The sequence below is a fragment of the Streptomyces sp. NEAU-174 genome (assembly GCF_052665095.1).
The window spans coordinates 544,696-570,214 of the sequence record NZ_JBQTCE010000005.1; the positions used below are offsets into that span (position 1 = coordinate 544,696).

The following is a 25,519-nucleotide window of genomic DNA, read 5'->3' on the forward strand; positions in this document are numbered from 1 at the left end:
TGAGGTGGTCCGCTACACGTCGCGCCCCTGAGTGCGCAGGTCCTCGACGGAAGTTCCCAGCAGGCGCAGGAAGGAGGGCGTCATGTAGTCCAGGACCTCGCGCAGTTGCTCGTCATCGAGGTCGTCAAGGGTGGTGGTGCCGTCGATGAGCGCATCAGCGGTGGCACCCAGCCATTCGGTGCGCGCCTGGGTGCGCCGAATGCGGGCCTGGAACTGCGTGTCGCTCTCCAGCCCCTCGTCCTCGTCGGTCTCGGCGGTCCCGGACTCGGGGGTCAGTCGCACCAACTCTCCGAGGACTTCGTACTCCGCCTGCGCTTTGAGGAGGCCCAGCCGTCCGACGCGCTGCTCGTGTGATTCGGCGGCGGGGGCTTCGTCCTTGAGTATGAGCTGGTCCCACAGGTCGCCCACCTGCTGTTCGGCCTGCTCGCCGAGGTTGGTGAAGAAGGCGATCGGGTCGGGCAGTGCGGCGTAGCGCTTCGGCAGCCACCGCTTCCAGTAGGCACGGGCCTCCATGCCGTATCGGTTCATTGCCATCGTTCGCTCCTTGATGCTGTTCACTGGTCGTCGAAACGGGTGTCATCGTCGGTCGGGTCCTCGGGCGGCTCGCTCGCGGAGACTTCGCCTTCGTTACCGGACGGGGTAGCGGTGGACTCCCGCTTGTCGCCGGGGGTCTGGTGGCAGTCGGTTGTCACCGCTGCCAGGAGCTCGGCGAGATAGGCCGCGTCGTTGGCCCACGCTGAGCGGTGACGGTCTCGGTGCTGACCGTTGCGGCAGGTACCGAGCCAACGTCGGCCGATGCGCTCGATGCCGCGGTCGAGTGCGTCCTGCCACAGGTACGGGGCTGATCCGGCGTCCTCTCCACTCGCGTACGCGGACTCGTGGGAGGTCCATAGAGCGGTCAGTTCGTCGACAACGGCTCCGTGCTTCCACCAGCACTGGCGGGGCAGTTGGTCGTTGGTCAGTTCCTTCCGGTCCGCGAGCCAGATCACCCACGCCACGAACTCGGGCCACAGCTTCGCACGCTGGACTGCCGACAGGTCGTCCCAGCACACGGGAGCGCCGGCCATGCGCTCCTCTTCTTCCTCACCTCCATCCGCCGAGCCGCTGCCGCCGGTGGCCTGTCCCTCTTCCAGAACCTTGACACGTTCGCCGAGGAGCACGATCTCGGCGTTGACCGAGATCATTTCCTCGTTCTGGGAGGCGATGGCAGCGAAGATCTTGTCGAAGCCGTTGCTATTAGCCATGGCTGCTCTTGTCCAGCCGGACCCGGTTGTTGACGCGCTCGTGCGCGAGACGGGTCGCTTCCTTGATCTCTTGTGCACGCGGGCCCTCGTGTGCCCGAATGAAGGTCACACGAGTGGCCGGAGTACGGCGGTGAATGACCAGGCCGCCGCGCTCGGAGACCATCCGGATGTCGGCAGGTTCCAGTACGGCCCGGCGGCGTACGGAGGTGGACACCGAGACCCGGTCTCCGTCGTCGGAGACGCTTTCGACGTCCTCGTCGAACTCGCCTGCCAGTGAGCTGTACGCCTTGAGTTCCTCGGGATCGCTGATACCGCCGAGGAAGATCTTCACGGTGCCGCTGGCGAACATTTTTCGTACGCCGAGCTGTCCCCAGCGTTCCTCGGCTTGGGCGTATCCCTGGAGGACGGCCATGATGAAAATGTTCTGCGAGCCGCTGACGCTCATCAGGCTCGGGATCTCGGGCAGCGGCGCGACGTTGGCCAACTCATCCAGGAAGCAGCCGAGCGGTACGGCCAGGCGGCCGTTTCTGCCACGGGCGGCCAGGCGCTTGGCGGTGTCGAACATGGCTTTGGCGAAGGCCGCGTTCAAAGGGGCGAGCGCGGAGCCTTCCTCGTCTTCGCCAATCAGGAACAGCGTCCCGGACTCGGTGAGGTATTTCTCGATGTCGAAGACCTCGACATCTCCCTCTGGTGCGAAGATCTGGGCGACTTTGTCGTCGTACAGGGCGACGAAGGACTGCTCGGCGGTGCGCCAGGTGGCTGACCGCTCCTCCTCGGCCGCGGTGTGCTGGCCAGCGAGCGCGGCGGCAAGCATGTGCTTGCCGGATGCCGCGAGCAAGTCGACTGCCTCACGGTTGTCGGGATCGGTGGCCCATCTCAGGACGTCCAGCGCTGGCCGCTTGTGCAGGGCTGCTGCGTGGAGCCAGCACGTGATCAGCGTCTTTGCGTTGAGCGCGAAGTATCCGCCGTTTTTTGTTCCTTCCTCCGTCTTGGTGGTCGACGCGAGAGTCTCGGCCCGCTTTCGAGCAACCTGGTACTCCTCGCAGCCTGCGGTGAGCGGCCAGCGCAGCTGATGGGGCCAACCGGACAGCCCGGTGGGATCCGATACCCACACAGGCCCGTGCTTCTCCCTGATGACGGCGGTGTTGTAGAGGACGTCCGTCTTGCTACTCGTCGCGAGAACCGTCCCCCGGAATTCAAGAATCTCCGGGAGGATGATCTGCGACGTCTTACCTTCACGCGGCGGCGCGACCAAGATGACGGACTCCTCGATGGTGATCCACAGATGGATCTTCGAGGGGTCGGCGCAGCCGGCGTAGACCGCGACATCGCGGACCGTCACGGCCTTGGCGTTCTTCTCCGCGAGATCGGGACGCACTGATCCAGCACTGCCCAGGGCCCGTTGTTCGCCCAGCGCCATCTCCAGCTGGGCACGGGCGGCCATACCATCCGCCCCGTCGGCACCCCGGCGCTTCCACCAGCAGTACGTCTTCCACACTCCAGTGGCCGCCCCGGCAAGAAGTAAGGCAAAGGTTGCCCAGAAGACGAACGGGCCGCCGACACCGGCGGCCGGCCAGGCTTCGGCTGGATCCCCCGGGTGGCGGAAGACCGTGACCATCGCGTCGCCCGACCAGTCCCATCCGATCGCCGCCGGACGACCCTGTACGAGGACACCGGAGAGGATTGCAGTGAGCCACAGCAGTATCGTGAGCACGAACGCAGCGATCAGGGGGATGACCCACACCACGTCACGCCCGATACGAAGGCGGGCGGCTGTCTTGGGGGTGACAGCCTTGGGCATCATGCTGCGGTCCCCTTCTGCAACCGCAGCATAGGAACCGAGGGCTGCACCGCATCGTCGTTAACGATCTTCTCGGACATTCGCCGGTTTGTGTCCGTCAGCCGGACCTCCACTGCCGTCCTGATATGTTCAACCAGGTTGACCCGGGCTCCTACCTGCCAGATCCCACGTCCGGGGGCACAGACGTTGGCACCATCGGCAAGCGCTTTGCGCGCCCAGTCAGGCAGGCCCAAGTAGTCGGCCGTGGTCTCGGCCTCGTCCCGGTCCATGTGGTACAGGACCCTCGTCGCCGTCAATTTCAAGATCGCGGCAGCCTCGGGGGCCTGCTCCAGCATCAGGTCCCCGAGGTGATGCAATACGGCCCAGAAGGACAGTCCCAGGCGCCGCCCGTATCTGACCAGCTCCTCAAACAGTCGTGCGACCGGCCGGTGAGAGAGGATGTGCCAGGCTTCTTCGACGATCAACGTACGCTTGATCTGGTCATTCGGTCGGATCCATCCGAACCTGAGCCATGGGCCGATCACCGCCATCAGCAGGGGCATCGCTTCACCCTCACGTGGCAATCGCGTCAAGTCGAAGACGATCAGTCTCGCGCCCAGATCGATGCCCTCACTGGTCGGCCCGTCGAACATGCCACTTAGGTCACGGTCCGGGTTACACAGCCCGTCCAGCGCCAGCGCTGCGGGCTGCCCCCACTCGGCCAGCTCCACAGGGGCGACAGGCTGTTGGCCGAGCCTCGCTGGCTTCGGGGCGGTCAGGGCGTCCAGTACGTCAGAGAGGGTCGCCACGCGGTACTGCTCGCGCGCTGTTGCGCTCGCCATTTTGTGGGCCTCGGCCAGGGCGAACTTCGTCTGAGAGGACAGCGTCCCGGTAAGGATCTCCATCATCGACACCAGCACCTTGAACTGATGCTCGGCGGGCACTCGTGGGTCGAGTGGGTTGATCCTCACACCTTCGGAACTGGTGCCCGCACCGTAGACAAGCCGGATTGGCGTGATCCCCAACTGTCGGGCGATACTGTCCCATTCACCGGATCCGTCCTCGCCCTGAGCATCCAGTACGCAGAAACTCCGGTTCCGGAACCGTAGTTGGCGCAGTACGTAGGTCTTCTCCAGTGCGGACTTGCCATAGCCCGACTTCCCCAAGATGAGGGCATGTCCACTGGCGAGCCGGACTCGCGCCGCGGGGTTGTAGAGGATGAACGGATCATAAATGTATGCCTTGCCGCTGTAGGCCTCCCGGCCGATGATCACGCCTCGTGGATCCATGCTGGCCGCGCCGACCGCCGGATAGAGGCCGCAGGCGTGGCTGGTGGTCGAGTGCATGGCTCGCCTACGCGTCTGCGTTTGCCGCCGCAGCAACTCCAGCATTGCTACAGCCCTTCCTTCAGCAAGCCGCCGGTGAAGGGGAGCGTGTTGGCGAAGGCGCGATGGTGTTCCTCGTCGCACCAGTCCAAACGCAAGCCCGCTCGCATGGCAGCGGCCCGGACGGTATCCGCATCCCGCCGCAGCGCGTCGCGGTTGGAGGAGGTGACGGTGATCCAGGCCGCGAGCCGAGTGCCAGCCGCGCCGTCTGCGATGTCCCTCATGGTGCTAAGGGAAGCGCTCTGGGCCTTCTGCTCCCGGGGGTCCTCAATCCGTCCGGCTTTCTTGTCGGCCTGGCCGAGTTCGTTCGTGGCGTCCGCCATCGCCTCGGTGATCGCTTGGTCGGTGGGGACAAGGTGCATGACCACAGACACCGACAGGATGATGTCCTGAATGTAGAGGAGGACAGGCGCGAGAAAGTTAATGCCCACAGGGAGTACCGGAAGCTCACGTACCCAGGCCGTCATCGAGTACCAGGAGTTCTCGGACCCCTCCCAGCTGCGAGAAGCCATGTGCTTCTTGTCCCGTGCGTCGAGCACAGCAGGCCAGCACGTGACGCGGTCCATCCCCGTGGTGTCGTCGATCCAGTGGCTGGGGTCGTAGGCATGGTGCAGGTAAGAGGCCAGGGCTGATTCGTCCAGGTTCCGGACGTGACGCAACTGCCCCCGTCCCAGCGTGCGTATGAAGGCCTCAATCTCCTGTCCAAGGGTGATCGCGTATCCCTCGTGGAGAGTGCTGTAGCGGCGCGCCTCGGCAACGAGATCAGACGTGTAGGGGATTCCCACGGCCATCAGCAATCGGCGGTCCTCAGCAGTGACCGCGACTCGCCGGATGAGTTCGTCGTAGGACTGCTCCAGCCAGGACGGGCTCTCGGGGTCTCTACGGGACCTGGCATCGCGGGCGTGAGCGTTGGGGTCGGTGGGGATGACCCTGCTGATCCACTGAAGGCGGCGTATCCGTCCGCCGCTGTCGGCCGTCGTCTTGAGCAGGTGCTCGTACGCCCTGATCAGCGCTTCCTTGTCCACCGTGTCAAGGGAGCCGAAGTCCCGCTGGCCCTCAACTTCGATGGTCGCGGTGAACATCAGCTCGTGCGGCTGGAGCACGATCGCGATCTCGCCGAACGCCGTACGAGCCGTGATCCAGTCCATGTCCCTCGGGACCCCGACGGGCACGTCGACGGGTACTCTCCTGCCGTCCGCGAATCGGCCAGCGTACGGCACCTTGGACTTGTAGAGCAGTGATCCGTCCCGCAGCAGCTTCCTGTACGTGCGATGGATCTCGAACCATCTCAGGTACGTGCGGCCCCGGTATGGCACCAGGGTCGCCCATGCGCAGACACCCGCGACCAGCACGAATCCGGCGATCTTCAACAGAATACTCGTGACGATCCAAGCCACGAGCAGTCCGCCCACCAGGCCGGCGCCCAGCACGAGTTGCTCGTCCGCTTCGAGCTTGCGCCCGAGCAGTCCGCGAGGCCGTGGCCGCGGGTAGGTGAAGGTTCGTGCCATGACTACTCCTAGTCGTGTGGAGGGAAGTGCATCAGCGCATCTCTTCGTCCGCTGGTGGCAGCGATTCCGGCGGCTCGACGGGCGGCTCGGGCGGTGGCCAGAGCTGCGGCCGCGGGCCTGGCGGCTCCTCGTCGAGCGGCAGGGACGGTGGCCAGGGCTGGGACCCTGGGCCCGGCGGCTCCTCCTCGGCGCTCACGCGGCCGGTCATCGGGGCGCCCCCGCTGGCCGCGTGATCACCGCTGCTCGTGGGTTCGCCGTCGCCTCCGGAGGATGGGGAGGAGCCCCCGGAATCAAGACCGACCGTCGCTCCATCGACACCACGTTCCACGGCTTCGGCCTCGTCCTTGGCCTTGTCGGCCCCCTTCTTCGCGGCCACTGCCACGCCGCCGGGTCCGGTCGCCGCAGCTGCTCCTTCAGCAGCTCCCACCTCAGCCGCCTTGTTTCCTCCACCGCTCATCGCGTCACCGTCCGCGGCATCAGCCTCACTTCCGTCTCCGCCGGACACGCCACCGCTGCCGTCTCCCCCGCCCATACGCGACTTGAGCTCTCTGTAGGAGTCGCCCATCTGGTTGCCGACGTTCTTGGCACGGCTCTTGAGGTCGTCGCGCGCCGTGTACATGTCGCGCAGATCGTCGCCGAAACCCGGGAGAAACTTCGAGAGCTGGAACGGCAAGTAGCAGGCCAAGATCAGCAGCGCCAGTGCCGTGAAGACCGTCCCAAAGGACTGAGCCAGGCTCTTGTTCGGAGAATCCGAGGCAAGCGTGCCCGTGGCGAGTGCGATGACGGTGAAGGTGACGTATTTCGAGGCGATGATCGCGACCATCACGCCACACCAGCGCTTGGTGTGCCCCCAAAGATCGCGGTCCACCAGTCCGCTGAAGACAGTGGGCCCGAAGACAAGTCCGGACAGGATCAAGGCATTGCGGACGATGAGCTCCAGCCACACACCGGCAACCGCTGTCAGCAACGCCAAGCTGAAGAAGATCACGATGACAGCGCCACCAGGGATCTTGATCAGCACGAGCATCGCCGCTGTGACGGTAACAACCATGTCGGCGGCATCTCCTGCCACGGGTTTGAACATGGCCTCCGCCGCTTGGTCGAAGACCCGCACGGTGTAGGCAACCGCTAGCGGCGCGAAGGCGGAAACCGAAACCGACATAAGGAGAAACCCGATCGACTCCCCCAGAGCCTGGAGTGGCGGCACCCCCTGAATCGCCCGTTTGGCCACCGCGATCAGCCAAAAGATCACAGTCAGCACGGTGGAAGCCGCAAAAGCCATGGTGTAGGTCCGCAGGAATCCCGGGTCCTGCCAGTCGATCCGTGTGGTTGAAGCGAGCGCCTTCATCATCTGCGTGAAGAGGCTGGTCACGGCGTTGTTGAAAAACTGGGCGATGTACCCCAAGGGATCGCTCACGAAGTCGATCGCCTCATTCGTCTTCTCGACGACGCCACAGACCTTGTCCGCGAACGGGATGTTCTTGCACGACCAGTCACTGAAGTCATTCGCCTGAGCCTCGCCCGGGGCCAGCAGCACGGAGATCGTGGCGATGAGGCCGACGATCCAGGTCAGCCGGGTGCACACCCGGTAGCGGGTCTCAGCCTGCATACGGGGGCGCATTGAACTGCCTATCTGCCGAGCGGAATTCGTCGACGCTGGTCGGTTCGTCGCTGCCCGTCTCCAGGGGGGTTGGACCATTGACCGATGCGATCGAGGCCAGCTTCCAGTCGCCGGACTCCCACTGCAACGTCAGCGTGTACGTCGTCCACGACGCAGACACAGGCATCGGAGCGTCGTTGTTCGTGACTCCGACCAGTCCGGCCATCCACACCTCGACGGTGGCCACCTGATCGGTGTACGTGGTGACCCGAGTACCCATGGCCGCACCGCGAGCGACCAACTCGTCCTCATTGCCACTGGTGACACCCAGAGACGTAAGAACCTGCTGCATCCCCGTGTCGTCGTTGCGGATCTGCCCGTCCAACGCCCGGCGGGTCATCATGGCGGTGAGCGTCGCGCGCCGGACCTTCTCATCGGTGAAGTACGTGGCAGATGACCGTGCCACCTGGTAGTTCACAGCAGCCTGAACAGCGCCGACCTGGCTGTGCGCATAGCCGACCGGGACACCGCTCACCAGCTTCCTCGCTGTGTTCTGGGTATCTCCGCCGGTCCCGTTCCTCTCGGCCGGGGCCGTCTGGCGCTGGTCACCGGACGAACCGCCGGACGCGGAGCCGTCACCTCGTTCGGACAAACTCATGAACACGCCAAGGATCGCCAGCGCGAGGAGTATCACTCCTGTTACGGCCGTTCCCCGCCACCAGGGCTTATTCCCTGCCGCGTCCGAAGGCGACTTGTCGACCAGGACTCGGGTACCCCCGCCACGGGAACTCGGGCAGGCCATCAGATGCCCATCCCGTACACGATCGTGAAGATCGTACCGATCGAGGCGACGACGAATGCGCCAATGAGGCTCCCGCCGATCTCCTTCTTGCCCTTACTGACCTGCGCTACGTCGTGCTGCCCCTCACCGACCTTCAGATGCACGGCACCAAGGACCGCGCGCCCTAGCAGAACGAGCACGACGCCCGCCATCAGGGCCTGGATCACCGTCCGCCCTGTCGTCTCCAGCTGACCGAAAGGCCCCCAATCCGGGGACAGCCCGTCAACCAGGGTGCCGATGTCACCACTCGCGGCCAGCTTCACCGGGTGCTGCGAAACGGACATCCCGACTCCCTTCACCCTCGTTTCGGAGGCAGACCCGGAACCGGGCCACGACGGTGAAAGGTACATACAGGCAAACCTTGACAACAAGCGTTTATAGATTGACAGAGAGCCGCGAGAGACGTGAAGGAGCTTCAGGCGGCAGCCCTGAACCCAGAGAGCCCTCTGCATCACCGCTGAGGGTTGACACCCTCGCGGAAGCGACGCAATCTTCCGTCAGTATCTTGTATTCGCAGCTCAAAGCACACATTGGCCCATCCGGACAGAGAAGGACCCCATTCGGCGGTGCTCTTCCTGACAGCCTAGACAGCAGGCAGAAGGAGACGGCTCGACACCGCCACACCCTCGGCCGATCTAGATGCAGGCAGCCATCACGGCGAGCAACTCAGGTAGCCCTTCCGTCGCGCTTCCTGTTCACTGACCTCATTCAATCCACACATGTTTATGGTTGAGGTTTGGATGAACGGGCTAGGCAAGACCGCCATAGGAGTCGTCGCGGCAGGCACCTCGGTGCTCTCGCTCTGTGTTCTCACGGTCGGCGGCGCCACGACCGAGGCCAATGCCAACACGTGCCAGACCGGCCTCCAGCCAGTCGGAGATGGGGAAACCGGAGCCGGCGCGGGAGGAGAAGCACCCAAGTTCGACGGCACACAGAAGACCAGCAACACCCAGGCGACCGTGCCGCTGCACCCGGAAGGCACACAGAACAGCGTGAAGTGGACTGCCCGCCAGATACGCAACGCGGGCACCATCACCAACGTCGCCCGCACCCGGACCCTCGCGCCTCGCGCCGCCGTCATCGGCGTGGCGACCGCCATGCAGGAAAGCACACTCGACAACCTGCACCACGGCCACGCGGACAGCGTGGGACTCTTCCAACAGCGGCCCTCACAGGGCTGGGGGACGGTCAGCCAGCTCACCGACCCGGTGTATGCAGCCGGGAAGTTCTACGACCGGCTCACCAAAATCGACAACTGGCAGAAAAAGTCACTGACCAAGGTTGCCGCGAGCATCCAGCGCCCAGCGGAGAAGTACCGCGGCGAATACGCCAAGTGGGAATCGGCAGCAGGCTCCCTCGTGGCCAAGACGTGGGGGACCCACGCCGTGACCTCCGTCAGCACGGGCTGCGATGATCCCGCCGCGTCGGGGGGCAAAGATCCCAACGCCAAATTCAAAGCCAGGAACCCGCGCACCGCTGCCCAGGCGATAGCGAGCGCCCGGAATGAAGCAGGCAGGACGGGCTGGTACCGGATGTGCGACAACTTCGTCGCCCAGACGTACGGCTGGAGATCCTCCGGATCCGCAACCGCCAACGTGCACTGGAACAGGCTCGTAGACGCAGGACTCGCTCACCCCGGAGACTCGTCGCCACCCGCAGGCGCACTGCTCTTCTACGACACCGGCTCGGATGCGGGACATGTCGCCCTCTACCTGGGCAAGGACCAGGTCGCCAGCAACGACGTGGCCGACGACCACCCGCGTCAGGGGAAGATCGCGATCGTTCCACGGAAGGAGCTGACGGACGGCGCCTGGCGTCTGCGGTACCGCGGATGGGCCGAACCGAGCTTCCCGAGCGCCGGTGGAACCAGCACCATCCCACTCCACCCGGACAAGAAGACGGGCTAGAAATGAACCCGATACCTCCAGACGCAGTGCAGGTCCGGATCACCCCTGATGGGACCTGCTTCATCGACGAGGAGTTCTTCACCACTCCCTCAGGCTCGTCCCTCAACGAAGCAGTCCTGGCCCACCTCCAACTGGAGGCCGCCGCCCTGGAGACGCCAATCCGTGCAGTCATCCAAGACGAGCAGGCCAGCTACACCACGTCGATCCAGGTCAACCCCGACGGCACCAGTCACCTCCTGAGCAACGAGGCGCACCTCCCCGCCAACTTGCCCCAGACGACCGCCCAAACTCCACAACCCTCGATACCGTCGCCAACTACTGCGACTCCTGTACCGCCCGGCCGTCCGTACGAACCACTACCTGAGCCCTACCGCGGGCGACTCGCCTCCATATGCGCAACCGCCAGCCAGGACCACTTCGCCGAAGCAGTCCCCGACGCCGATCAGCTACTCACCGAGCTATCCACCCAGTACGGTCCCAGCCACCCGTACACCTTGGCAGTCGGCCTCGTACGCGGGGACATCGCATGGCTCACCCAGGACTTCCGCTACGGCCTGCAAAGCTGGATCTTCATGGCCCGGTCGTGGCATCTTCACCTCGGTGCACAACACAGCGCCACCATCCTTGCCGTCGGCAACGCGGTCGGCTGCTGGCGCCGACTTCAGCCTGACGATGCGAAGGCGTCTACCCATCACATCGTCAAGCTTCTTCAGGACGTCGCCATCCCCGGCAGTGACTCGACAGTGCAGGCCATCAACCAACAAACACGGAAAATAGCCCTGGCTAACTAGGGGGTAACTTCGGGATAATTAACGTATGGGTCTCTTTCGTGCTGGTCGCACCGTCCTCTTCCTTCTGCCGTATACCCTCATCGTCACCGGAATTCTCGCCGCATCGAAGGCCGTCGGCGCCTCCGGCGATACCGGCGTTGCGCTCCAGGCTTTAGGAATAGCCGCAGTCGGCGGACTCTGGGCCTGGGTGCGTGGCCGCCGGAACGGCTACTAATACTCCAGCTGTAGTTCGTGATCTTCATGTCTGGGCTGCGGCTTGTCGTCGGTAATAGCTGGTGCGTGATCGCTCCTGATGGCGGCGTCGCCAGTCGGACCAGCCGAGTCGGTGGACCAGGTCGTGGAGAGGCTGGACGGCGACCGTGAACAGGCGCTGGATCTCGTTGCAGGACAGTGGGACCAGGTCGTCCGGGGCGGGGTTGCGCGCGTGTTCCTGTGCACGGACCACCGCGAGGAAGGCGTGGGCGAGCATCGCGAGGGTGATCCAGCGGGTCCAGGAGGGGCAGCGGCGGACCTGGTGCTCGTCGAGTCCCGCCAGCCCTTTCTCAGCCTGGAAGGTCTCCTCCACTCGCCACCTGGAGCCGGCCACCTTGACCAGGACGGCCAGGGGTGCCGGTTCGGTGAAATGGCAGCGGTAGTAGGCGAGTTCGCCCGTGGTGCGGTTGCGGCGGATCAGCAGCTGGTGGTTGCCCGGCGTCGAGGCGGCGAGATCGATGACCACCCAGTCGTAAAACCGCTGTCCCTTTGCGCCGCGTCCGGCCGAGAGCTTCTGCCAGGCCCGCTTGGGCACCTTCCGGGCCAACGTGTCGGCGCGGAACGCCCCTGCTCCGGCGGTCACTTCGGACGAGCAGGCCACCGCAAGGACATAGCCGATGCCCTGTTCCTCCAGAGCCGACCGCAGTTTCGGGTTGCCGCCGTAGACCTCGTCACCGGTGACCCAGCCGACACGATGTCCGGCGTTCAGGAACCGCTCGATCATCGCGCGGGCCAGTTCCGGCTTGGTCGCGAAGACGGTGTCCTCACCAAGTCCTGCCGCCCGGCCGCGGTCCGGGTCGCATGTCCAAGAGCGCGGGATGTACAACTCGCGGTCCACCGCCGCGTGTCCCTGCTCGCCCGCGTAGACAAGGTAGACCGCGACCTGGGAGTTCTCGATCCGCCCGGCCGTGCCGGTGTACTGGCGCTGAACACCAACGGTGCGGGTGCCCTTCTTCACGTCGCCGGTCTCGTCGACCACCAGCACCGCTGCCTCGTCGTGGAGGTGCTCGACGACGTATTCGCGCACGTCGTCGCGGACGCCGTCGGCATCCCAGACGGCCCGGCACAGAAGATGCTGCATGCTGTGCGGGCTGGTCTCCCCGGCCCACTCCGCGATGGTCCAGCAATTCTTGCGCGGAAGGTCCGAAAGCAGGCCCAGCACCAACCTCCCAGCCCGCAGGCGGGGTTCGACCCTCGTGAACCGGCCCGCGATCTGGCCCATCGCCTCCTCGAACGCCTCCCGCCATCGGGTGGGATCTATGCTGTGACCCGCGGCCACCGTCTCATCGTCAGTCCACACAGCTCACGATGATCAACGGTGGTCGCGCCCGTCTCCGCACCGGGCCGGGACCAGTCGCCCGACCAGGAGCAGATCATGATCGCCACCGTCCTTGCCGTCATCGGGACGCTTCTCGGATCGATCGTCACCGGTACTTTCCAACACCTCGCGGCCGGCCGCGCCGAGCGCGCAGCCGCCGCTGAGCAGTTGCGCCGCGACCAGCTGGACGCGGTGACCACACTTGCCTCCGCCGGCTCCGACCACCGCCGGGCCCTGTGGATGCGTGGGGAGGCTCGGCTGCGCGGCGCCAGCAACGATGAGCTGGAAGAACTGCGGGCCAAGTCCCATGTCACCCGCGCCGCCATCACCCGCCCCCTGGTCGCCCTGCGGCTCCTCGTGCCCGCCCCAGTCGTCCACGCCACCGCACAGGCGATGGTCGTCGCCACCTACGACATGGTCGATGCCGCCACGAGCATCGAGAAGCTCACCGCAGCGCAGGACACCGCACGGGCCGCACACGACCGCTTCATCGACACTGCCGCTGCATACTTCACCGCCAACACCTGACAATGTCTGCGCCCCGCCGCCTGCGGTGACTTGCTCCACGCCGACGGCAAGCAGACATGAAGATCACGAACTACAGCTGGAGTACTAACGGCTTGTCGTAAGTCCTTCACCGGCAAGTGAACTGACCAGGATCAATCTAGCGTGCCGATGGTGTCCCTTCCGAATGCCGATCGTGGAAGGCACGGCGGACTGCGCGCAAGGTCAGCCACCCACTTTTCTCCGCTCGTGCCCCTGGGAACGTCGACAAACGCCAGAGCCAGCCGCTTGGGGGCCGAGCGCAATCCTCTACAGGTTTACATCGGCGAGAACGCCGCGAACCACCGTTTCCACTGCCGCCCGCACCCATGCCGCACAGAGGCAGTTCCTCCAGACAAGGACCGAAGTCGGATCCCGCGCGGCACCACTCGAAGTACTTCTGTCCAACTGCGCCTATTCGTACGACGCCCGGCGCGGAGCGTGAAGTCCCTCCGCTGCGGTGACCACCATGGCCAAGGCTGGAAGTGTGACTGTGCGGTGTCCTTTTCGCTCTGTCTTCGACTTTCGCTGCGACGGTCCAGCCGTACCTAACCAACACTACGGATCGCGAAGCACTCCATGCCGGCTGCCAACTCAGAGTGCTCTGCGGCTGGACGGTCAGTACGGCGGTTCGCGCGTCCACTTCCGCAGTAATTCCACTGACTTTATGGTGTCGGCATGTTGTGGACCAAACAGCCGTGTGCGCTCGGCTACGGCCCTCTCCATGAAGGCCACTGCCTCCACGGTCCGACCCACCTGCTGGTAACAAAGGGCCAGATTGCTCCAGGACCGGAGGGTGTCGGGGTGTCCAGGGCCCAGGATTCGCTCCTGCTCGGCAGCTACCCGCTCGTGGGCGGAGGTAGCTTCGTCGATCCGACCCACCTCCCGGTAGGAGACAGCCAGGTTATTCAAGGATTGCAGGGTGTCGGGGTGCTCAGGCCCCAAGATCCGCTCCCGCTCAGCAACCACCCGCTCCTCGATGGAGAGGACCTCGTCGATCCGACCCACATCAAAGTAGCAGAAGGCCAGGTTAATCCAGGATTGCAGGGTGCCGGGGTGCTCAGGCCCCGGGTTCCGCTCCCGCTCAGCAACCACCCGCTCGTTAATCGAGATAGCTTCATCAATCCGACCCGCTTGCCGGTAGCAGAGGGCCAGGTTATTCAAGGATTGCAGAGTGTCGGGGTGCTCAGGCCCCAAGATCCGCTCCCGCTCAGCAACCACCCGCTCGTTAATCGAGATAGCTTCATCAATCCGACCCGCTTGCCGGTAGCAGGCAGCCAGGTTGTTCCAGGAGCGGAAGGTCTCAATGTGCTGGGGCCCTAGGATTCGCTCCCGCTCAGCAACCACCCGCTCCTCGATGGAGAGGACCTCATCGATCCGACCCACATCAAAGTAGGAGACAGCCAGGTTGCTCCAGGACACGAGGGTGTCGGGGTGCTCAGGCCCCAAGATCCGCTCCCGCTCAGCAACCACCCGCTCGTTAATCGAGATAGCTTCATCAATCCGACCCGCTTGCCGGTAGCAGAGGGCCAAATTGCTCCAGGACACGAGGGTGTCGGGGTGCTCAGGCCCCAAGATCCGCTCCCGCTCAGCAACCACCCGCTCGTTAATCGAGATAGCTTCGTCAATCCGACCTACCTCCCAGTAGCAGAGGGCCAGGTTATTCAAGGATTGCAGAGTGTCGGGGTGTTCAGGGTTCAGGATTCGCTCCTGCTCGGCAGCTACCCGCTCGTGGGCGGAGGTAGCTTCGTCGATTCGACCCGCCGCCCGGTAGGAGGCGGCCAAGTTGCCCCGGGACCGGAGGGTGTTGGGGTGTTCAGGCCCCAGGATCCGCTCCCGCTCAGCAACCACCCGCTCCTGGATCGGGATAGCTTCGTCGATACGTCCCGCCTCCCGGTAGGAGACGGCCAGGCCATCGTGGCTTTGGAGTGTGTCAGCGTGGGTGGGGCCGAGGAGTCGTTCTGAGTCGGCAGTTAGGCGCTGCCAGTGGGTAATTGCGGCGGTATACAGGCCCGTGCCGAGCAGGCTGTTTCCGGCTCGGAGGAGTGCTTTGGGGGCTTCATGATGCCAGAGGAGATCGCCGCTGTATGTGGCCAAAGTGTCGGTGCTGGCCCTAAGTACTGCGCATAGTTCCGAGTCGATGTGGTCGTGTTCCGGCCACGTTGCGTACAGGGCGTCTGCGATGGCACGTGCTGTTGCGGTCGTGTGGGTTGTGGGGGTGGTTTCGCGGGTGGCGCGAGCGGTGAGGGCGTGGATGCGTACGGCGCGGGGGCCGTTGGTCGGGTCGCAGGTGATCAGGGCGTAGCGGTGGAGGAGGCGTAGGGCTGCTCGGGCTTGTGCTGGGCTTACCTCTCGGCCGTGTTCACTGTGATCTTGGGCTTTGTAGCTGTTGGGGTCTGGGGTGCGGTGTGTGGTGAGGTAATGGGTGATGGAGGTGGTGGTCCAGAGGGTTTGGGGGTGGCCGGCGGGGTCGAGGTAGGCGGCTAGTCGCATGGCGGGGAGTGCAAGGCCGGTGGGCTTGCATCGCTGGGCGGCGTCCAGAGCCAGGAGGAGAGCCGCGGTGACCTGTCGGCCGTAGCTTTCGGTGTCGGCTTCTTCGGGGAGCAGGTCGGTCAAGTGGGACTGGTGATCGGTCAGGCGCTGGAGGTAGTCGGTGCAGGTGACGTCTTCGTTGATCATGTATGCGGCGGCGTGGGACAGGGCGAGTGGCAGTCGTCCCAGCTCATCGGCTACGGCGCTGGCCTGTGGGTCGAGAAGGTGGGCGGCGTCGGCTTCGGTGAGCCGGGTTTCCAGATACGCGTTGGCTTCTGCGGGGGTGTATGTGTCGACTTCGATGACGGCGCGGCCGCCACCGGAGAGGGCGGCTTCGCGGCGTCGGGTGGTGGCCAGGACGTGACCGTTGCCGTGGGGTGAGGGCGCGGGCCACCAGGGGCCGAGGGTTTGGGGGTCGGTGATGTCGTCGAGGACGATCAGCCAGGTGCGGGGGGTGGTGGCCAGCCAGTCCAGAAACGCCCGTGCGTCGTTCTCCGCATGGTCTCCGGTCGTGCCGGGTGCTTGGATGCGTCGTGCGGCCTGGGCGTAGAGGTCGATGACCTGTTCGGTTTCGGTCGCGTTGGCCCAGATCACCAGGTCGGTGCGGTCGGTCAGGGCTTGCGCGGCGTAGGAGGCGGCGAGCTGCGACTTGCCAACTCCTCCGCCGCCGGTGAGGACTTGGGCCAAGACGATGGTGGTGTGGCCGGTCCGGGCGGCGTCCACCGCTTGTCTGACGGCGGTGCGGGGCTGGAAGGCGGTGGCCAGCGTGGGCACCGCGCCCACTCTCAGCGGCCAGGAGACGCATGTAGTGGGTGAGATGTAGTTGTACTGCTGGGATCCTGCCCCGGTCTGTACGAATTGGGCGCCGCGCAGGTCGATCCCCTGCCCGGCACTGGCCTGGCTGCCACCCTCCGCGGGGTCCTGGCCGACTTCGGGAGCGGTGGACCGGCCTTCGGCCAGTTTGGCTGTTGACGGTGGTGGGGGCGGAGGCATGGGGCGGGGTGGTCGGGCGCGGGCACGGGCGGCGGCGTAGTCCAGCCAGCGGTTCCAGATGGCTTGGCCAGCGTCCAGGATCTGTTCAGCCAGGCGTGCGACATCCTCGGTAGGGGCGTGCCGACCGGACTCAAGGTGGCTGATGTAGGAGGGATCGAAGCCCATTGCCCCGGCCAGCTTCTGCTGCGAGAGGCGTTGAGCGAGCCTTCGGTGGGCCAGTTCAGCGGCGAAGGCCGCTCTGGCCAAGGCCACCGCATCCCCACCCCCGGCCGACGCCGAATTCGCGCCCCCATCCTGGGCTTTGTGCTGCCGGTCAGGGTCGTCCTGGCTGTCGGGTTGTTCAGGGCCGAATTTCCCGCACAATTGTTCGCGATTCGACTCTTCGTCCCCGCTGTGGCGGGTTTCGTCGTGCTCGTCCATGCAATCCCCCTGCAATGCCGGACGTATGTCATGAGTGAACCATGAATGACAACGGTTCAGCCTGACCTCACGTTACCCCTCAGCGGTGTGCTTATCCCGTGGCCGCCGATAAGGGTGCGGCCCGAACGGGAGGAGACATCCCAATGACGGTTAGCCTGGCGTTCCCTCAAGACGACGCCGACTGGTTCAAGAGCAGCTTCAGCCAGCCGGACAACGCCACCTGCGTCGAAGTGCGCTTCGTGGGCGAGAGTGTTCGAGTGCGGAACAATCGTTTCCCGGATGTTCCGGAGCTGACGTTCGACCAGGCCGAGTGGGAAGCATTCCTACTGGGCGCCTGGAACGGGGAATTCAACATCCCCCAGCGTTAAAGGGCCAGCTGGCATGTCTGGAACAGCTGTTCCAGACATGCCAGCGCGATCTTCTACATCTCCCCTCAATGAGCTTCCTCTCTGTGCGGACCCGGTGATCGCTTCCATGGCTCGTTCACTCGGTGCGTGCCATGTCCGCTCTTCAAGAGGGACTGGCGGCGATCGTAGAGTGCCCAAAGGGGCTGCTCCACGGGTGCTGCTGGGATGCCGGAGGGGAACATGGGGGAAAGGCCGCCTGTGCACGGACCGGCGTCCGGGGGGACGCACTCGCATGTGTCGGGTGCGGCGCGTGATGTGGTCCAGGCCCGGGACGTGCACGGAGGGGTGCATTTCCACGCCTCGGCCCTTCCTCCGCTGCCGACCGTGCCAGTCCCGCGGCAGTTGCCGGCCGACGTTCGCGGCTTTATCGGCCGGACACGAGAGCTTGGCCGCCTGGGCGCGCTGACAGCTGAGGATCAGTCCGATTCGCACGCTTCGACGATCATCATCGCGGGGACAGCGGGAGCGGGTAAGACCGCTCTGGCCGTCCACTGGGCCCACCGGCTGCGTGATCGTTTCTGTGACGGTCAGCTGTTTGTGAACCTGCGCGGCTACGACCCCGGACCCTTGATGGGTCCCCAGGCCGCGTTGGACCGTTTCCTGCGCGCCCTGGATGTGCCTGCGCATGCGATCCCCGCGGACCTGGAAGCCAGAGCCGACCTGTACCGCTCGCTGCTGGCGGACAAACGAATCCTGGTGATACTCGACAATGCCGCCACCGCCGCGCAGGTCCGCCCGCTGATGCCCGGCAACCCTCAGTGCCTGCTGCTCATCACAAGCCGCAACCGTCTCACCGCTCTCGCGGCCCGTGACGGCGCCCACCGTCTGACCCTGGGCATGCTCAGCGAGGCGGAGTCCGTGGAACTGGTCACCGCCGCCACCGCCGAGCACCGCACCGGCGACGCCCGGGAGCAGAGGAGGGAACTGGCCCGATTGTGCGCGCGTCTGCCGCTGGCGTTACGCATCGCCTCGGAACGTGCCGCCGCTCGCCCGTGGATGCCGCTGCCGGAACTCATCGACGATCTGCGTCAAGAGTCCTCACTGTGGGATGCGCTGTCCACCGAGGACGGGGAAGAAGCCGACGCCGTGCGCAGTGTGTTCGCCTGGTCCTACCGGGCCCTGCCGCCCCCGGTCGCCAGAACCTTCCGCCTGCTCGGGCTCCACCCCGGACCCGAGTTCGGCATCCCCGCCGCCGCTGCCATCACCCAAGAGACCCTGCCCCGGCTACGGGGCCTGCTAGATACCCTGGTCGGCGCCCACCTACTGGAGCAGACCGGCCCGGACCGCTACCAGTTCCACGACCTGCTCCGCGCCTACGCCACCACACAGGCCCACCAGGACGAAACTCCACAGGACCGCACCGCAGCCATCGAGCGCATCACCCGCTGGTACCTCCACACCGCCGACGCCGCCACCCGCGCTGTGCAGAGCTTCTACCCCCCGGTCCTCACCCAAGCCCCGCCTGTCGGCCTTTGCCCGCTGACGTTCGAAGAGAGTGATGCGGCCATGCTCTGGTACCGGACAGAACAGGCCAACCTGCTCAGCACCGCCCGCGCGGCCTCCGACACCGGCCTGGACGACATCGCCTGGCAGCTGCCCGCCACTCTCTACAGCCTGCACGTGGCCCGCAGTCCCCTCGACGACTGGTACGCCATGAGCCTCCTCGGCCTGCAAGCAGCTCAGCGTCTGCACAATCACACAGCCCAGGCGGCTCTCCGCCGGAGCCTTGGTGTCGCCTGCAACGTCCGCCGCCGCTATGACGAAGCCGCCGAACACCTCCAGGCCGCCCTGGACATTCTCACCGGCCAAGCCGATACCCCCGCGATGGCCGACACCATCACCGCACTCGGCTTCGCCCACCTCGAACGGCACCGACCCACCGAAGCCCACGCCTGCTTCGAGCGGGCGCTGGCCCTCGCCCAAGATAACGACGACCGCAAATGGATCGCGGTACTGCTGGGCAACCTCGCCCGCACCAGCCTCCACCTCGGCCAACTCGAACAAGCCGCACAACTGGCTGAACAATCCATCGCCCTGCACCAGACCCTGGGCACCGACCAGCGCCTGCACATCAGCCCGCTGCTGCTCCTCGCACGTGCCCACCGCGAGGCCGGACGACCAAGCCAGGCCGCCCCTCACGTACAGACCGCCCTCGGCATCGCCCGACGAATCGACTTCCCCACCCTAGACTTCGACGCGCACCTTGAGCACGCCGCAACCTGCCGAGCTCTGGGCCTTCACACCACCGCGCTGGAGGCCTACTGGCGATGCGTAACCATCCAGAGAGCCCGCCACAGCCGTGCCGACGAGGCCGTCGCCTACGACGGCATCGGCCAGACCATGCACGCCTTCGGGCGGTCCGCCGAAGCCATCGACTTCTACCTCCTGGCCACCCGCATCCACCGCCAGCCCCAGGCCCCCTGGCACCTCGCCCACGTTCTCGACCACCTCGCCGACGCCTACCACGACACCGACCAACCTGAGCGGGCCACCACCTGCCGGACCGAGGCCCTCGAACTCCTCGCAGACTTCGACGACCCCCACAGCGTCCGCACACGCAACCGCCTCCGCACCCTCATCCCACCATCCACCGACGTCCCGTCCGCCCCCTGACCTTTCTACTCATGCACGATGCGCCCTTCCATCAGCGGCAGACGCTCCTCAGTGATCCTCAGAAGGCCTCGTCCAGCCGATATCTGCGGCTGCTTCCTGCACCGACTCTTGCCGCCAGCCAGGAACATGCATCTCGGCGAGCTCGCTCACCGTCTGGTCGACCGTGAGGTCCACGTCACCGGCTGGAATCCTCCAAGAGCTGGTGGAGAAGCGGGAGGCAGTGCCATCTCGGGAGCACCGCCGAAATGGCTGTTGGCGCGGTAGTGAATCGCACACCAGGGCAGTCACGATCCCGGCTGCAAAATACAGCAATTCCCTTCGGGTGGCCTGGCTGGATCATGGTCCCCGATCTCGTCGGCCAATAAAGGACCAAGGTCTCTTGCGAGATCCCGGGGTCTCATCTGCCACACAAGCGAAGACGCTGCCGAAGCCAAGCCAGCTCAGACGTGTGCTTTCCCGGAGAGACTGGCGAACTTGCTGACCAGGCGGCGATGTGCGGCTCCATCCGCCCACCGGAGCAGACGGAGGGCGCTCTCCAGGACCTGAATTCTCCGGACGGCGCAGTGACCAAGCCGCTTCATGGCAAGGGGCCAGCTGATGGGCAGGCGCTCCTTCGAGCCACACTGCGGCGATTCTCTTGATCATGGAATCATCAACACACGTTTACGGAAAATTCCTACCGAAACCGGCACTCTGGAATCGCCGTGCCTACCGCAATCGGTTGATGTGAGTTAACGTCGGACCGTTCATCAACATCTGTGGATGGATGGCTCTGACGCCCTCGCGGGCAAGCCCCACCCGTCCACAGATGGAGGGCATGTGACCACGGGAGGTGCGGTCTTGTCGGATATCAGATCCACGCGCAGCGGGTTTCCCTCTTCAGCCTCGTTCAAAATATCGGTTCCGGTGTCTCGATGAGCAATACGAACAAGGCGACTGAAGCCCCTTCTTTAAATTGTTCCGATCGCTATATGATGCCCCGCGAGGTGGAACACCGACTCGGTATTTCACCTTCAACTCGGCGCCGGTGGACGAATCGCGGTCTATTGCGCGCCTACCCTCTTGGCCCGTACTACCGACCCGGTCCAGGAGACAACCGGGGAGGGAACAGGAATGGCAGTCGGGTGCGCTACAGCGAGAAGCAGGTCGATGACCTTTTCGAGCGTATCAAGAAGGGTGAGCTCGCTCGCTCATCAAAACCGCTTGATCCCTAGGTGTTACGGGCAGGGAGAAGTTGGAAATCTCAAAAGAAGGGGCACATGGCCGAGTCCGATGCACCGTTTGATCGGTGGCACAAAAGATATCCGAAGCAGGGTGACGTGCCCTGCAAGTGCGGCACGAAGAAGAACCCACTGTACCCGTCTGCTGACCACGGCCGTGGTCAGCAGTGGCAGGCTCGCTACACGGACCCCGGTGGGAAGCCGCGGCGGCCGTCCTTTGACATCTGGCAGGAGGCCCGCGACCACCTGGACGAGGTTCGAGTGGCCATCCGCAACGGCACCTGGGTCGATCCGGACATCGGGAACGAGAAGGTCGAAGCCTTTGCGGACCAGCTGATCGAAGGCAGGAAGAAGCGGAATAAGAACGAGAACACAACGGACACTTATGCGACACACCTGCGTGTCCATATCGTCCCGTTCATGGGGAACCGGATAGCCAAAACACTCAAGCGCCGGGATACGACGGCTCTCGTGGATCACCTGATCGACAAGCCCGGAGTCGAATCGGCCCACTACGTCGTCCAGATCTTCAAGACATGGCGCATCCTGGTCAACTACATGATTGACGCGGACGTCCCGCTCCCGGCCAACATCGTGTCCCGGATCGAGCTTCCGGAGGTCGAGGACCGTGTGAAGGTGTCCCTCTCTCCTGAGCAGGTGGGGGACTTGGCCAGGGCCATGCGGGAAGTTGAACCGCGGTACGAGATCCTCGTGTGGATCGCAGCGTGCGCAGGGTTACGCGAGGGCGAGGCCTTCGGCCTCAAGGAAACCTCGGTGGGCTGGCTTCAGGACGTGCTCTACGTTGAGGAGCAGCGGCAGCGCCGCCGGGCAGCGAAGCTCAAGACCAAGGCCAGCCGGGCAACGCTGCCGGTCGACCACTTCCTGATCGAGCTTCTGGCCAGGCATCTGTCCTGCTTCCGGGGGCCGGCACCAGTTTCCAAAAGGGGGCAGCGGAAGCGACGTCAGCGCGGCTATACGCCGCCGCCGGACGAGGGGCTGATCGTCACCACTCGGGCGGGACTGCCCTTGACTCGCGGACACTTCAACGACAAGTGGCGGGCGGCGGTGGAACTCGCCGGCCTGCCCGAGGGGACGCGGTTCCACGACCTGAAGCACTTCTACACCAGTCGGCTGGGCGCGGATGGCAGGTATGACCCGAAGACGGTGCAAGCACTATCCCGTCACGCTGAGTTCTCCGAGACATGGGATACCTATGCGCACCCGCCAGTGGCCGTGCAGGGCGTGAAGGTGACGACGTTCAGCGGTCTCTTTGCTCCGGCCCAGCTCGGTCCCGCAGGGCCTGCCGACGCCGGACAGGCGGCGCCGCACGCGCCGGACGATCCGGCCCGCGCGGCAGGGTGAACCCGGGCCGAGGGACTTGACCCCAGCGGCCCCCGATATGCAAGACTCACTGACGCAACGAGGCTAACCATCGCGGCGCGAAGGGTGAGTTGGACCCGTGGAACGGTCTACCCACCCGATTCGACCCCGATTCGACCCCGGAGGCACAGGCTGGAGCGGATACCCGCTCTGACCAGGGCCGGAGGGGTGCGAGAGGACAGACCGGGCTGTACGCCGGGGAGTGTCACCCCGACGCTCCCACCTGCGCGAACATGCGGAAAGGCCCCTCGTGTGGCTACTTTGATGGCTACGCACGTTTCCGGCCTTGCTTCACACCTGCGTTGGCGCCGCTTCGCTTCCCGAGCGCAGCAGCTACAAGTGCCTAAGCTCGTCAGCCCCGCGCACGGACGAGGATTTCGCCACGGAGGCCCACCAAGCCAAACAGATCACGTCCATCATGTGGACATGATCTGTGGCTTGCATCACAACCCCAATAATAGGCAGGCGATTCCCGGCGGGATCACCTCCGAATTCGGAGGCTCAAGCCGCGCCAGGCATCAACTCTTCATGGACGACATATCGCCTGGCCCCATCCACACCGACCCCACGCACAACCCGATTGAATCCAAGCCGATTACTGATAGACGTCGGCGACCCTCCCCTGAGGCACGCACACTGACGGAGTGGGCACGCCCGGCTACGACCTTTGAACCTGCGACGGGGCCCGGAACGGAGACTCGCCCTTTCCGAAACGACAAGCATCCGGAATTTCGCAGCTTCGCCCATCAAGAGTCGCTCCATGACGGTCGACCCGACCCCACGAACGTAGGCGCGGGATCAAGGGGTGATCGCGGCGGGCGTCGAGCCACGTACATCGAGCAGTCGAAGGTCGGCGCCGCATACGGCCCTCTGGGCGAGCTGTGGCGATGATGCCCAGGGAGCCTCCTGTAGCGGCCGCGAAGGAGAAGGGGGCTACCGAGTCTTCGACGGAGCCGGTACGGACGCCCAGGTCACATACCCAGCCTCGTCGCCGCGGTACTGGCCGATGTCGTCGACCAGGCGGTGCACGAGATACAGGCCCGGCTCTACCTCCGGATCCGGCAGGGGCCGGTCCATCTCCCCGACGGTGAGCAGGACATGCGCCCCGTCGCATGAGATCCGGCCCGCCAGGTCAACACTCGCGCGGTGACGCGCGGTGACGTCGACCAACTCCGTGAGCACTCCGAGCACTGACTCGGCGATGGCTGCGGCTTCCGACATCTCGCCGAGTAGCGCCGGCAGCACCATTGCGGCGAACCGGCGCGAGCGGCGCATGGCTTCGGTGGGTTGGCGTTCGGGGCCGGTCCGGAACTCGAGGGAGTTCTCCGCGCCGAGGACCTGCGAGCCAGCGGGGCCACACCTGGCCGCGAGGGGCCGCAGACTGGAGGCCCAGAGCGGAGGCATGGTGTCGGAGATCGCCACGGTTCGTCCATCACTCCATCCCGTCGAGTGGATCAAGCCAGAGCACGGCGCAATCCGGCCGCGCTACCCCCGTCGAGCGGCTCTGTGTGTCATTGAGTTAACAGTCACGTAGGATGTTTACGCAAGCCGGGTCTTGATCGAGTTTTCAAACAAGATCGATCACTGAACGACGGGTGAACTCTTGCTCAGTGGAGTGGGTCACCACCCGAACCCCTTGCATGCGAATCGGATCAAATGGTGCACGAACGGGCTGGGGGCGGCAATGAGTGGCGACGAGAGAGACGAGCCACACACCTTGCAGGAGAAGATCGTCTACTTGCTGGATCACGCGTTCCCGGATGGAGCTCCGAGCGATCGTGAGTTCTGCCGGATCGTCGAGAGCCACGGAGGCGCCCTCTCCCACAGCTACTTCGGCAAACTGCGGAAGGGCCAGATCACCGAGGTACGCGACGAGACCCTGCAAGCCCTGGCCCTCGGCTTCGGCATCGCCAACTGGCGCTTCTTCAAAGACCAGACCGATGTCGTAGAAGACGTCATGGCGGGCCTCGCGCTCCTCGCAGGAACCCGGACCGGCGACATCAGCGGCATCGCGGGCCGCAGCATCGGCGAGGAGGGCATGTCTGCCGAGATGCTCGACTTCGTCCTCGAGCAGGTCCGCAAGTTCCAACAGGGCGACGGCAGCCCCGAGGCCACGACCCCATAGCGAACACTTGTTCACAGCCGGTCGATACCACCACCCCCACCCCTATCGCACACCGCTGCGAGAGAAACCAACGTCGAGGCCGCTGATGTCCCTGCGCGAGCTGCGTAGAGTCTGCGAAGACGGGTTAGCCAACCTTCCCATCCCAACGAAGTTCAGCATCCCCGCCCTCGTGCGCAACATGGAACAGGCCCGCCACCGCCGGATCGTGCTCGTCCCTCTACCGGACCGGATGGTGCACCCCAACACCGCGTGCGGGCTGCGCGTGAAGGCCCCCGAATTCAGCATGATTCTCTTCCGTCGACGGCCCACGGTCTATCAAACCGACCACGTCATCCTCCACGAGCTGACCCACGAGTGGTTTGACCATGGAGGCACACTCAGTCTTGAAGACCTCCAGAAGATGATGCCGGTCTTCAACACCACACTCCTCCAGCGCTTCGTTGGGGACCGCCCCATCCAGGCCCGCGCGAACTACGAGAGCAAGGACGAGAAGGTGGCCGAACTCGGCGCCAGCTTGATCCGCCGCATGGCGCGGGACGTCGCGAGCGACGACATGCTTGGCCGCCTCGGTGACTCTCTCTCCCGGCCAGTAGGCGGCCGAAGGTTCCGCCGCCGGTTCACCAACCCCCGCTCGTAACAGAAGGACCACCGTTGCTCGAA

Annotated in this window: 19 protein-coding genes; 8 read left to right on the forward strand and 11 right to left on the reverse strand. The window is 65.0% G+C overall.

Annotated features, from left to right (window positions below; translation table 11 throughout):
- Positions 1-12: 12 nt before the first annotated feature.
- The 8 genes from ACT2CW_RS18035 to ACT2CW_RS18070 all read right to left on the reverse strand — a co-directional run bounded on the left by ACT2CW_RS18035 (position 13) and on the right by ACT2CW_RS18070 (position 8,642).
- Positions 13-534, reverse strand: a complete 522-nt coding sequence (locus ACT2CW_RS18035; RefSeq protein ID WP_445517308.1) for a hypothetical protein — start codon at positions 532-534, stop codon at positions 13-15.
- Between the two features lie 20 nt (positions 535-554).
- Positions 555-1,244: a hypothetical protein gene (locus tag ACT2CW_RS18040; protein ID WP_445517309.1), complete on the reverse strand. Its 690-nt coding sequence runs from the start codon at positions 1,242-1,244 to the stop codon at positions 555-557.
- Complete coding sequence (locus tag ACT2CW_RS18045; protein ID WP_445517310.1) at positions 1,237-3,048, reverse strand: type IV secretory system conjugative DNA transfer family protein; 1,812 nt, start codon at positions 3,046-3,048, stop codon at positions 1,237-1,239. Before ACT2CW_RS18045 ends, ACT2CW_RS18040 begins: the two co-directional genes overlap by 8 nt.
- Positions 3,045-4,415: an ATP/GTP-binding protein gene (locus ACT2CW_RS18050; protein ID WP_445517311.1), complete on the reverse strand. Its 1,371-nt coding sequence runs from the start codon at positions 4,413-4,415 to the stop codon at positions 3,045-3,047. Before ACT2CW_RS18050 ends, ACT2CW_RS18045 begins: the two co-directional genes overlap by 4 nt.
- Before the next feature lie 2 nt (positions 4,416-4,417).
- Positions 4,418-5,917: an SCO6880 family protein gene (locus ACT2CW_RS18055; RefSeq protein ID WP_445517312.1), complete on the reverse strand. Its 1,500-nt coding sequence runs from the start codon at positions 5,915-5,917 to the stop codon at positions 4,418-4,420.
- A 31-nt stretch (positions 5,918-5,948) separates the two neighbouring features.
- A complete protein-coding gene (locus ACT2CW_RS18060; protein ID WP_445517313.1) occupies positions 5,949-7,526 on the reverse strand; it encodes a hypothetical protein in 1,578 nt (525 codons plus the stop codon).
- Positions 7,516-8,052 carry a hypothetical protein gene (locus ACT2CW_RS18065; RefSeq protein WP_445517314.1) on the reverse strand — a complete coding sequence of 179 codons (537 nt, stop codon included), beginning with the start codon at positions 8,050-8,052 and terminating at the stop codon, positions 7,516-7,518. Before ACT2CW_RS18065 ends, ACT2CW_RS18060 begins: the two co-directional genes overlap by 11 nt.
- A gap of 266 nt (positions 8,053-8,318) precedes the next feature.
- A complete protein-coding gene (locus ACT2CW_RS18070) occupies positions 8,319-8,642 on the reverse strand; it encodes a hypothetical protein (RefSeq protein ID WP_445517315.1) in 324 nt (107 codons plus the stop codon).
- Between the two features lie 435 nt (positions 8,643-9,077).
- Between ACT2CW_RS18070 and ACT2CW_RS18075 the strand changes: the two genes are divergently transcribed.
- Positions 9,078-10,265, forward strand: a complete 1,188-nt coding sequence (locus ACT2CW_RS18075; RefSeq protein WP_445517316.1) for a hypothetical protein — start codon at positions 9,078-9,080, stop codon at positions 10,263-10,265.
- Positions 10,266-10,267: 2 nt separating this feature from the next.
- Positions 10,268-11,056 carry a hypothetical protein gene (locus tag ACT2CW_RS18080; RefSeq protein WP_445517317.1) on the forward strand — a complete coding sequence of 263 codons (789 nt, stop codon included), beginning with the start codon at positions 10,268-10,270 and terminating at the stop codon, positions 11,054-11,056.
- A gap of 238 nt (positions 11,057-11,294) precedes the next feature.
- Here the strand turns inward: ACT2CW_RS18080 and ACT2CW_RS18085 are convergent, their stop codons facing one another.
- Positions 11,295-12,530: an IS701 family transposase gene (locus tag ACT2CW_RS18085; RefSeq protein WP_445517383.1), complete on the reverse strand. Its 1,236-nt coding sequence runs from the start codon at positions 12,528-12,530 to the stop codon at positions 11,295-11,297.
- Between the two features lie 153 nt (positions 12,531-12,683).
- On the opposite strand from ACT2CW_RS18085, the gene ACT2CW_RS18090 reads away from it, so the two are divergent.
- The gene (locus tag ACT2CW_RS18090; protein ID WP_445517384.1) at positions 12,684-13,154 is read left to right on the forward strand and encodes a hypothetical protein; all 471 of its coding nucleotides are present in this window, start codon (positions 12,684-12,686) and stop codon (positions 13,152-13,154) included.
- A 633-nt stretch (positions 13,155-13,787) separates the two neighbouring features.
- Here the strand turns inward: ACT2CW_RS18090 and ACT2CW_RS18095 are convergent.
- Positions 13,788-17,114 carry a tetratricopeptide repeat protein gene (locus tag ACT2CW_RS18095; protein ID WP_445517318.1) on the reverse strand — a complete coding sequence of 1,109 codons (3,327 nt, stop codon included), beginning with the start codon at positions 17,112-17,114 and terminating at the stop codon, positions 13,788-13,790.
- 143 nt (positions 17,115-17,257) lie between these two features.
- Here ACT2CW_RS18095 and ACT2CW_RS18100 point away from each other — a divergent pair, with 143 nt between their 5' ends.
- The 3 genes from ACT2CW_RS18100 to ACT2CW_RS18110 all read left to right on the forward strand — a co-directional run bounded on the left by ACT2CW_RS18100 (position 17,258) and on the right by ACT2CW_RS18110 (position 22,716).
- Positions 17,258-17,482: a DUF397 domain-containing protein gene (locus tag ACT2CW_RS18100; RefSeq protein ID WP_445517319.1), complete on the forward strand. Its 225-nt coding sequence runs from the start codon at positions 17,258-17,260 to the stop codon at positions 17,480-17,482.
- A gap of 324 nt (positions 17,483-17,806) precedes the next feature.
- Positions 17,807-20,134: an ATP-binding protein gene (locus tag ACT2CW_RS18105; RefSeq protein ID WP_445517320.1), complete on the forward strand. Its 2,328-nt coding sequence runs from the start codon at positions 17,807-17,809 to the stop codon at positions 20,132-20,134.
- 1,259 nt (positions 20,135-21,393) lie between these two features.
- Entirely contained in the window at positions 21,394-22,716 is a 1,323-nt protein-coding gene (locus tag ACT2CW_RS18110) for a tyrosine-type recombinase/integrase (RefSeq protein ID WP_445517321.1), read from the forward strand.
- 951 nt (positions 22,717-23,667) lie between these two features.
- On the opposite strand, the gene ACT2CW_RS18115 is transcribed toward ACT2CW_RS18110, so the two are convergent.
- Positions 23,668-24,156: a hypothetical protein gene (locus ACT2CW_RS18115; RefSeq protein WP_445517322.1), complete on the reverse strand. Its 489-nt coding sequence runs from the start codon at positions 24,154-24,156 to the stop codon at positions 23,668-23,670.
- A 262-nt stretch (positions 24,157-24,418) separates the two neighbouring features.
- Between ACT2CW_RS18115 and ACT2CW_RS18120 the strand changes: the two genes are divergently transcribed.
- Both ACT2CW_RS18120 and ACT2CW_RS18125 read left to right on the forward strand, forming a co-directional pair.
- On the forward strand, positions 24,419-24,859 hold the full coding sequence (locus ACT2CW_RS18120; protein ID WP_445517323.1) for a hypothetical protein: 441 nt from the start codon (positions 24,419-24,421) through the stop codon (positions 24,857-24,859).
- An 85-nt stretch (positions 24,860-24,944) separates the two neighbouring features.
- Positions 24,945-25,496, forward strand: a complete 552-nt coding sequence (locus ACT2CW_RS18125) for a hypothetical protein (RefSeq protein WP_037946853.1) — start codon at positions 24,945-24,947, stop codon at positions 25,494-25,496.
- Positions 25,497-25,519 lie beyond the last annotated feature (23 nt).

Bases quoted from the DNA above. Each gene is read 5' to 3' on its own strand.
- ACT2CW_RS18035 (WP_445517308.1), bottom strand. From the start codon at position 534: ATGGCAATGAACCGATACGGCATGGAGGCCCGTGCCTACTGGAAGCGG.
- ACT2CW_RS18040 (WP_445517309.1), bottom strand. From the start codon at position 1,244: ATGGCTAATAGCAACGGCTTCGACAAGATCTTCGCTGCCATCGCCTCC.
- ACT2CW_RS18045 (WP_445517310.1), bottom strand. From the start codon at position 3,048: ATGATGCCCAAGGCTGTCACCCCCAAGACAGCCGCCCGCCTTCGTATC.
- ACT2CW_RS18050 (WP_445517311.1), bottom strand. From the start codon at position 4,415: ATGCTGGAGTTGCTGCGGCGGCAAACGCAGACGCGTAGGCGAGCCATG.
- ACT2CW_RS18055 (WP_445517312.1), bottom strand. From the start codon at position 5,917: ATGGCACGAACCTTCACCTACCCGCGGCCACGGCCTCGCGGACTGCTC.
- ACT2CW_RS18060 (WP_445517313.1), bottom strand. From the start codon at position 7,526: ATGCAGGCTGAGACCCGCTACCGGGTGTGCACCCGGCTGACCTGGATC.
- ACT2CW_RS18070 (WP_445517315.1), bottom strand. From the start codon at position 8,642: ATGTCCGTTTCGCAGCACCCGGTGAAGCTGGCCGCGAGTGGTGACATC.
- ACT2CW_RS18075 (WP_445517316.1), top strand. From the start codon at position 9,078: ATGTTTATGGTTGAGGTTTGGATGAACGGGCTAGGCAAGACCGCCATA.
- ACT2CW_RS18080 (WP_445517317.1), top strand. From the start codon at position 10,268: ATGAACCCGATACCTCCAGACGCAGTGCAGGTCCGGATCACCCCTGAT.
- ACT2CW_RS18085 (WP_445517383.1), bottom strand. From the start codon at position 12,530: ATGGGCCAGATCGCGGGCCGGTTCACGAGGGTCGAACCCCGCCTGCGG.
- ACT2CW_RS18090 (WP_445517384.1), top strand. From the start codon at position 12,684: ATGATCGCCACCGTCCTTGCCGTCATCGGGACGCTTCTCGGATCGATC.
- ACT2CW_RS18095 (WP_445517318.1), bottom strand. From the start codon at position 17,114: ATGGACGAGCACGACGAAACCCGCCACAGCGGGGACGAAGAGTCGAAT.
- ACT2CW_RS18100 (WP_445517319.1), top strand. From the start codon at position 17,258: ATGACGGTTAGCCTGGCGTTCCCTCAAGACGACGCCGACTGGTTCAAG.
- ACT2CW_RS18110 (WP_445517321.1), top strand. From the start codon at position 21,394: ATGGCCGAGTCCGATGCACCGTTTGATCGGTGGCACAAAAGATATCCG.
- ACT2CW_RS18120 (WP_445517323.1), top strand. From the start codon at position 24,419: ATGAGTGGCGACGAGAGAGACGAGCCACACACCTTGCAGGAGAAGATC.
- ACT2CW_RS18125 (WP_037946853.1), top strand. From the start codon at position 24,945: ATGTCCCTGCGCGAGCTGCGTAGAGTCTGCGAAGACGGGTTAGCCAAC.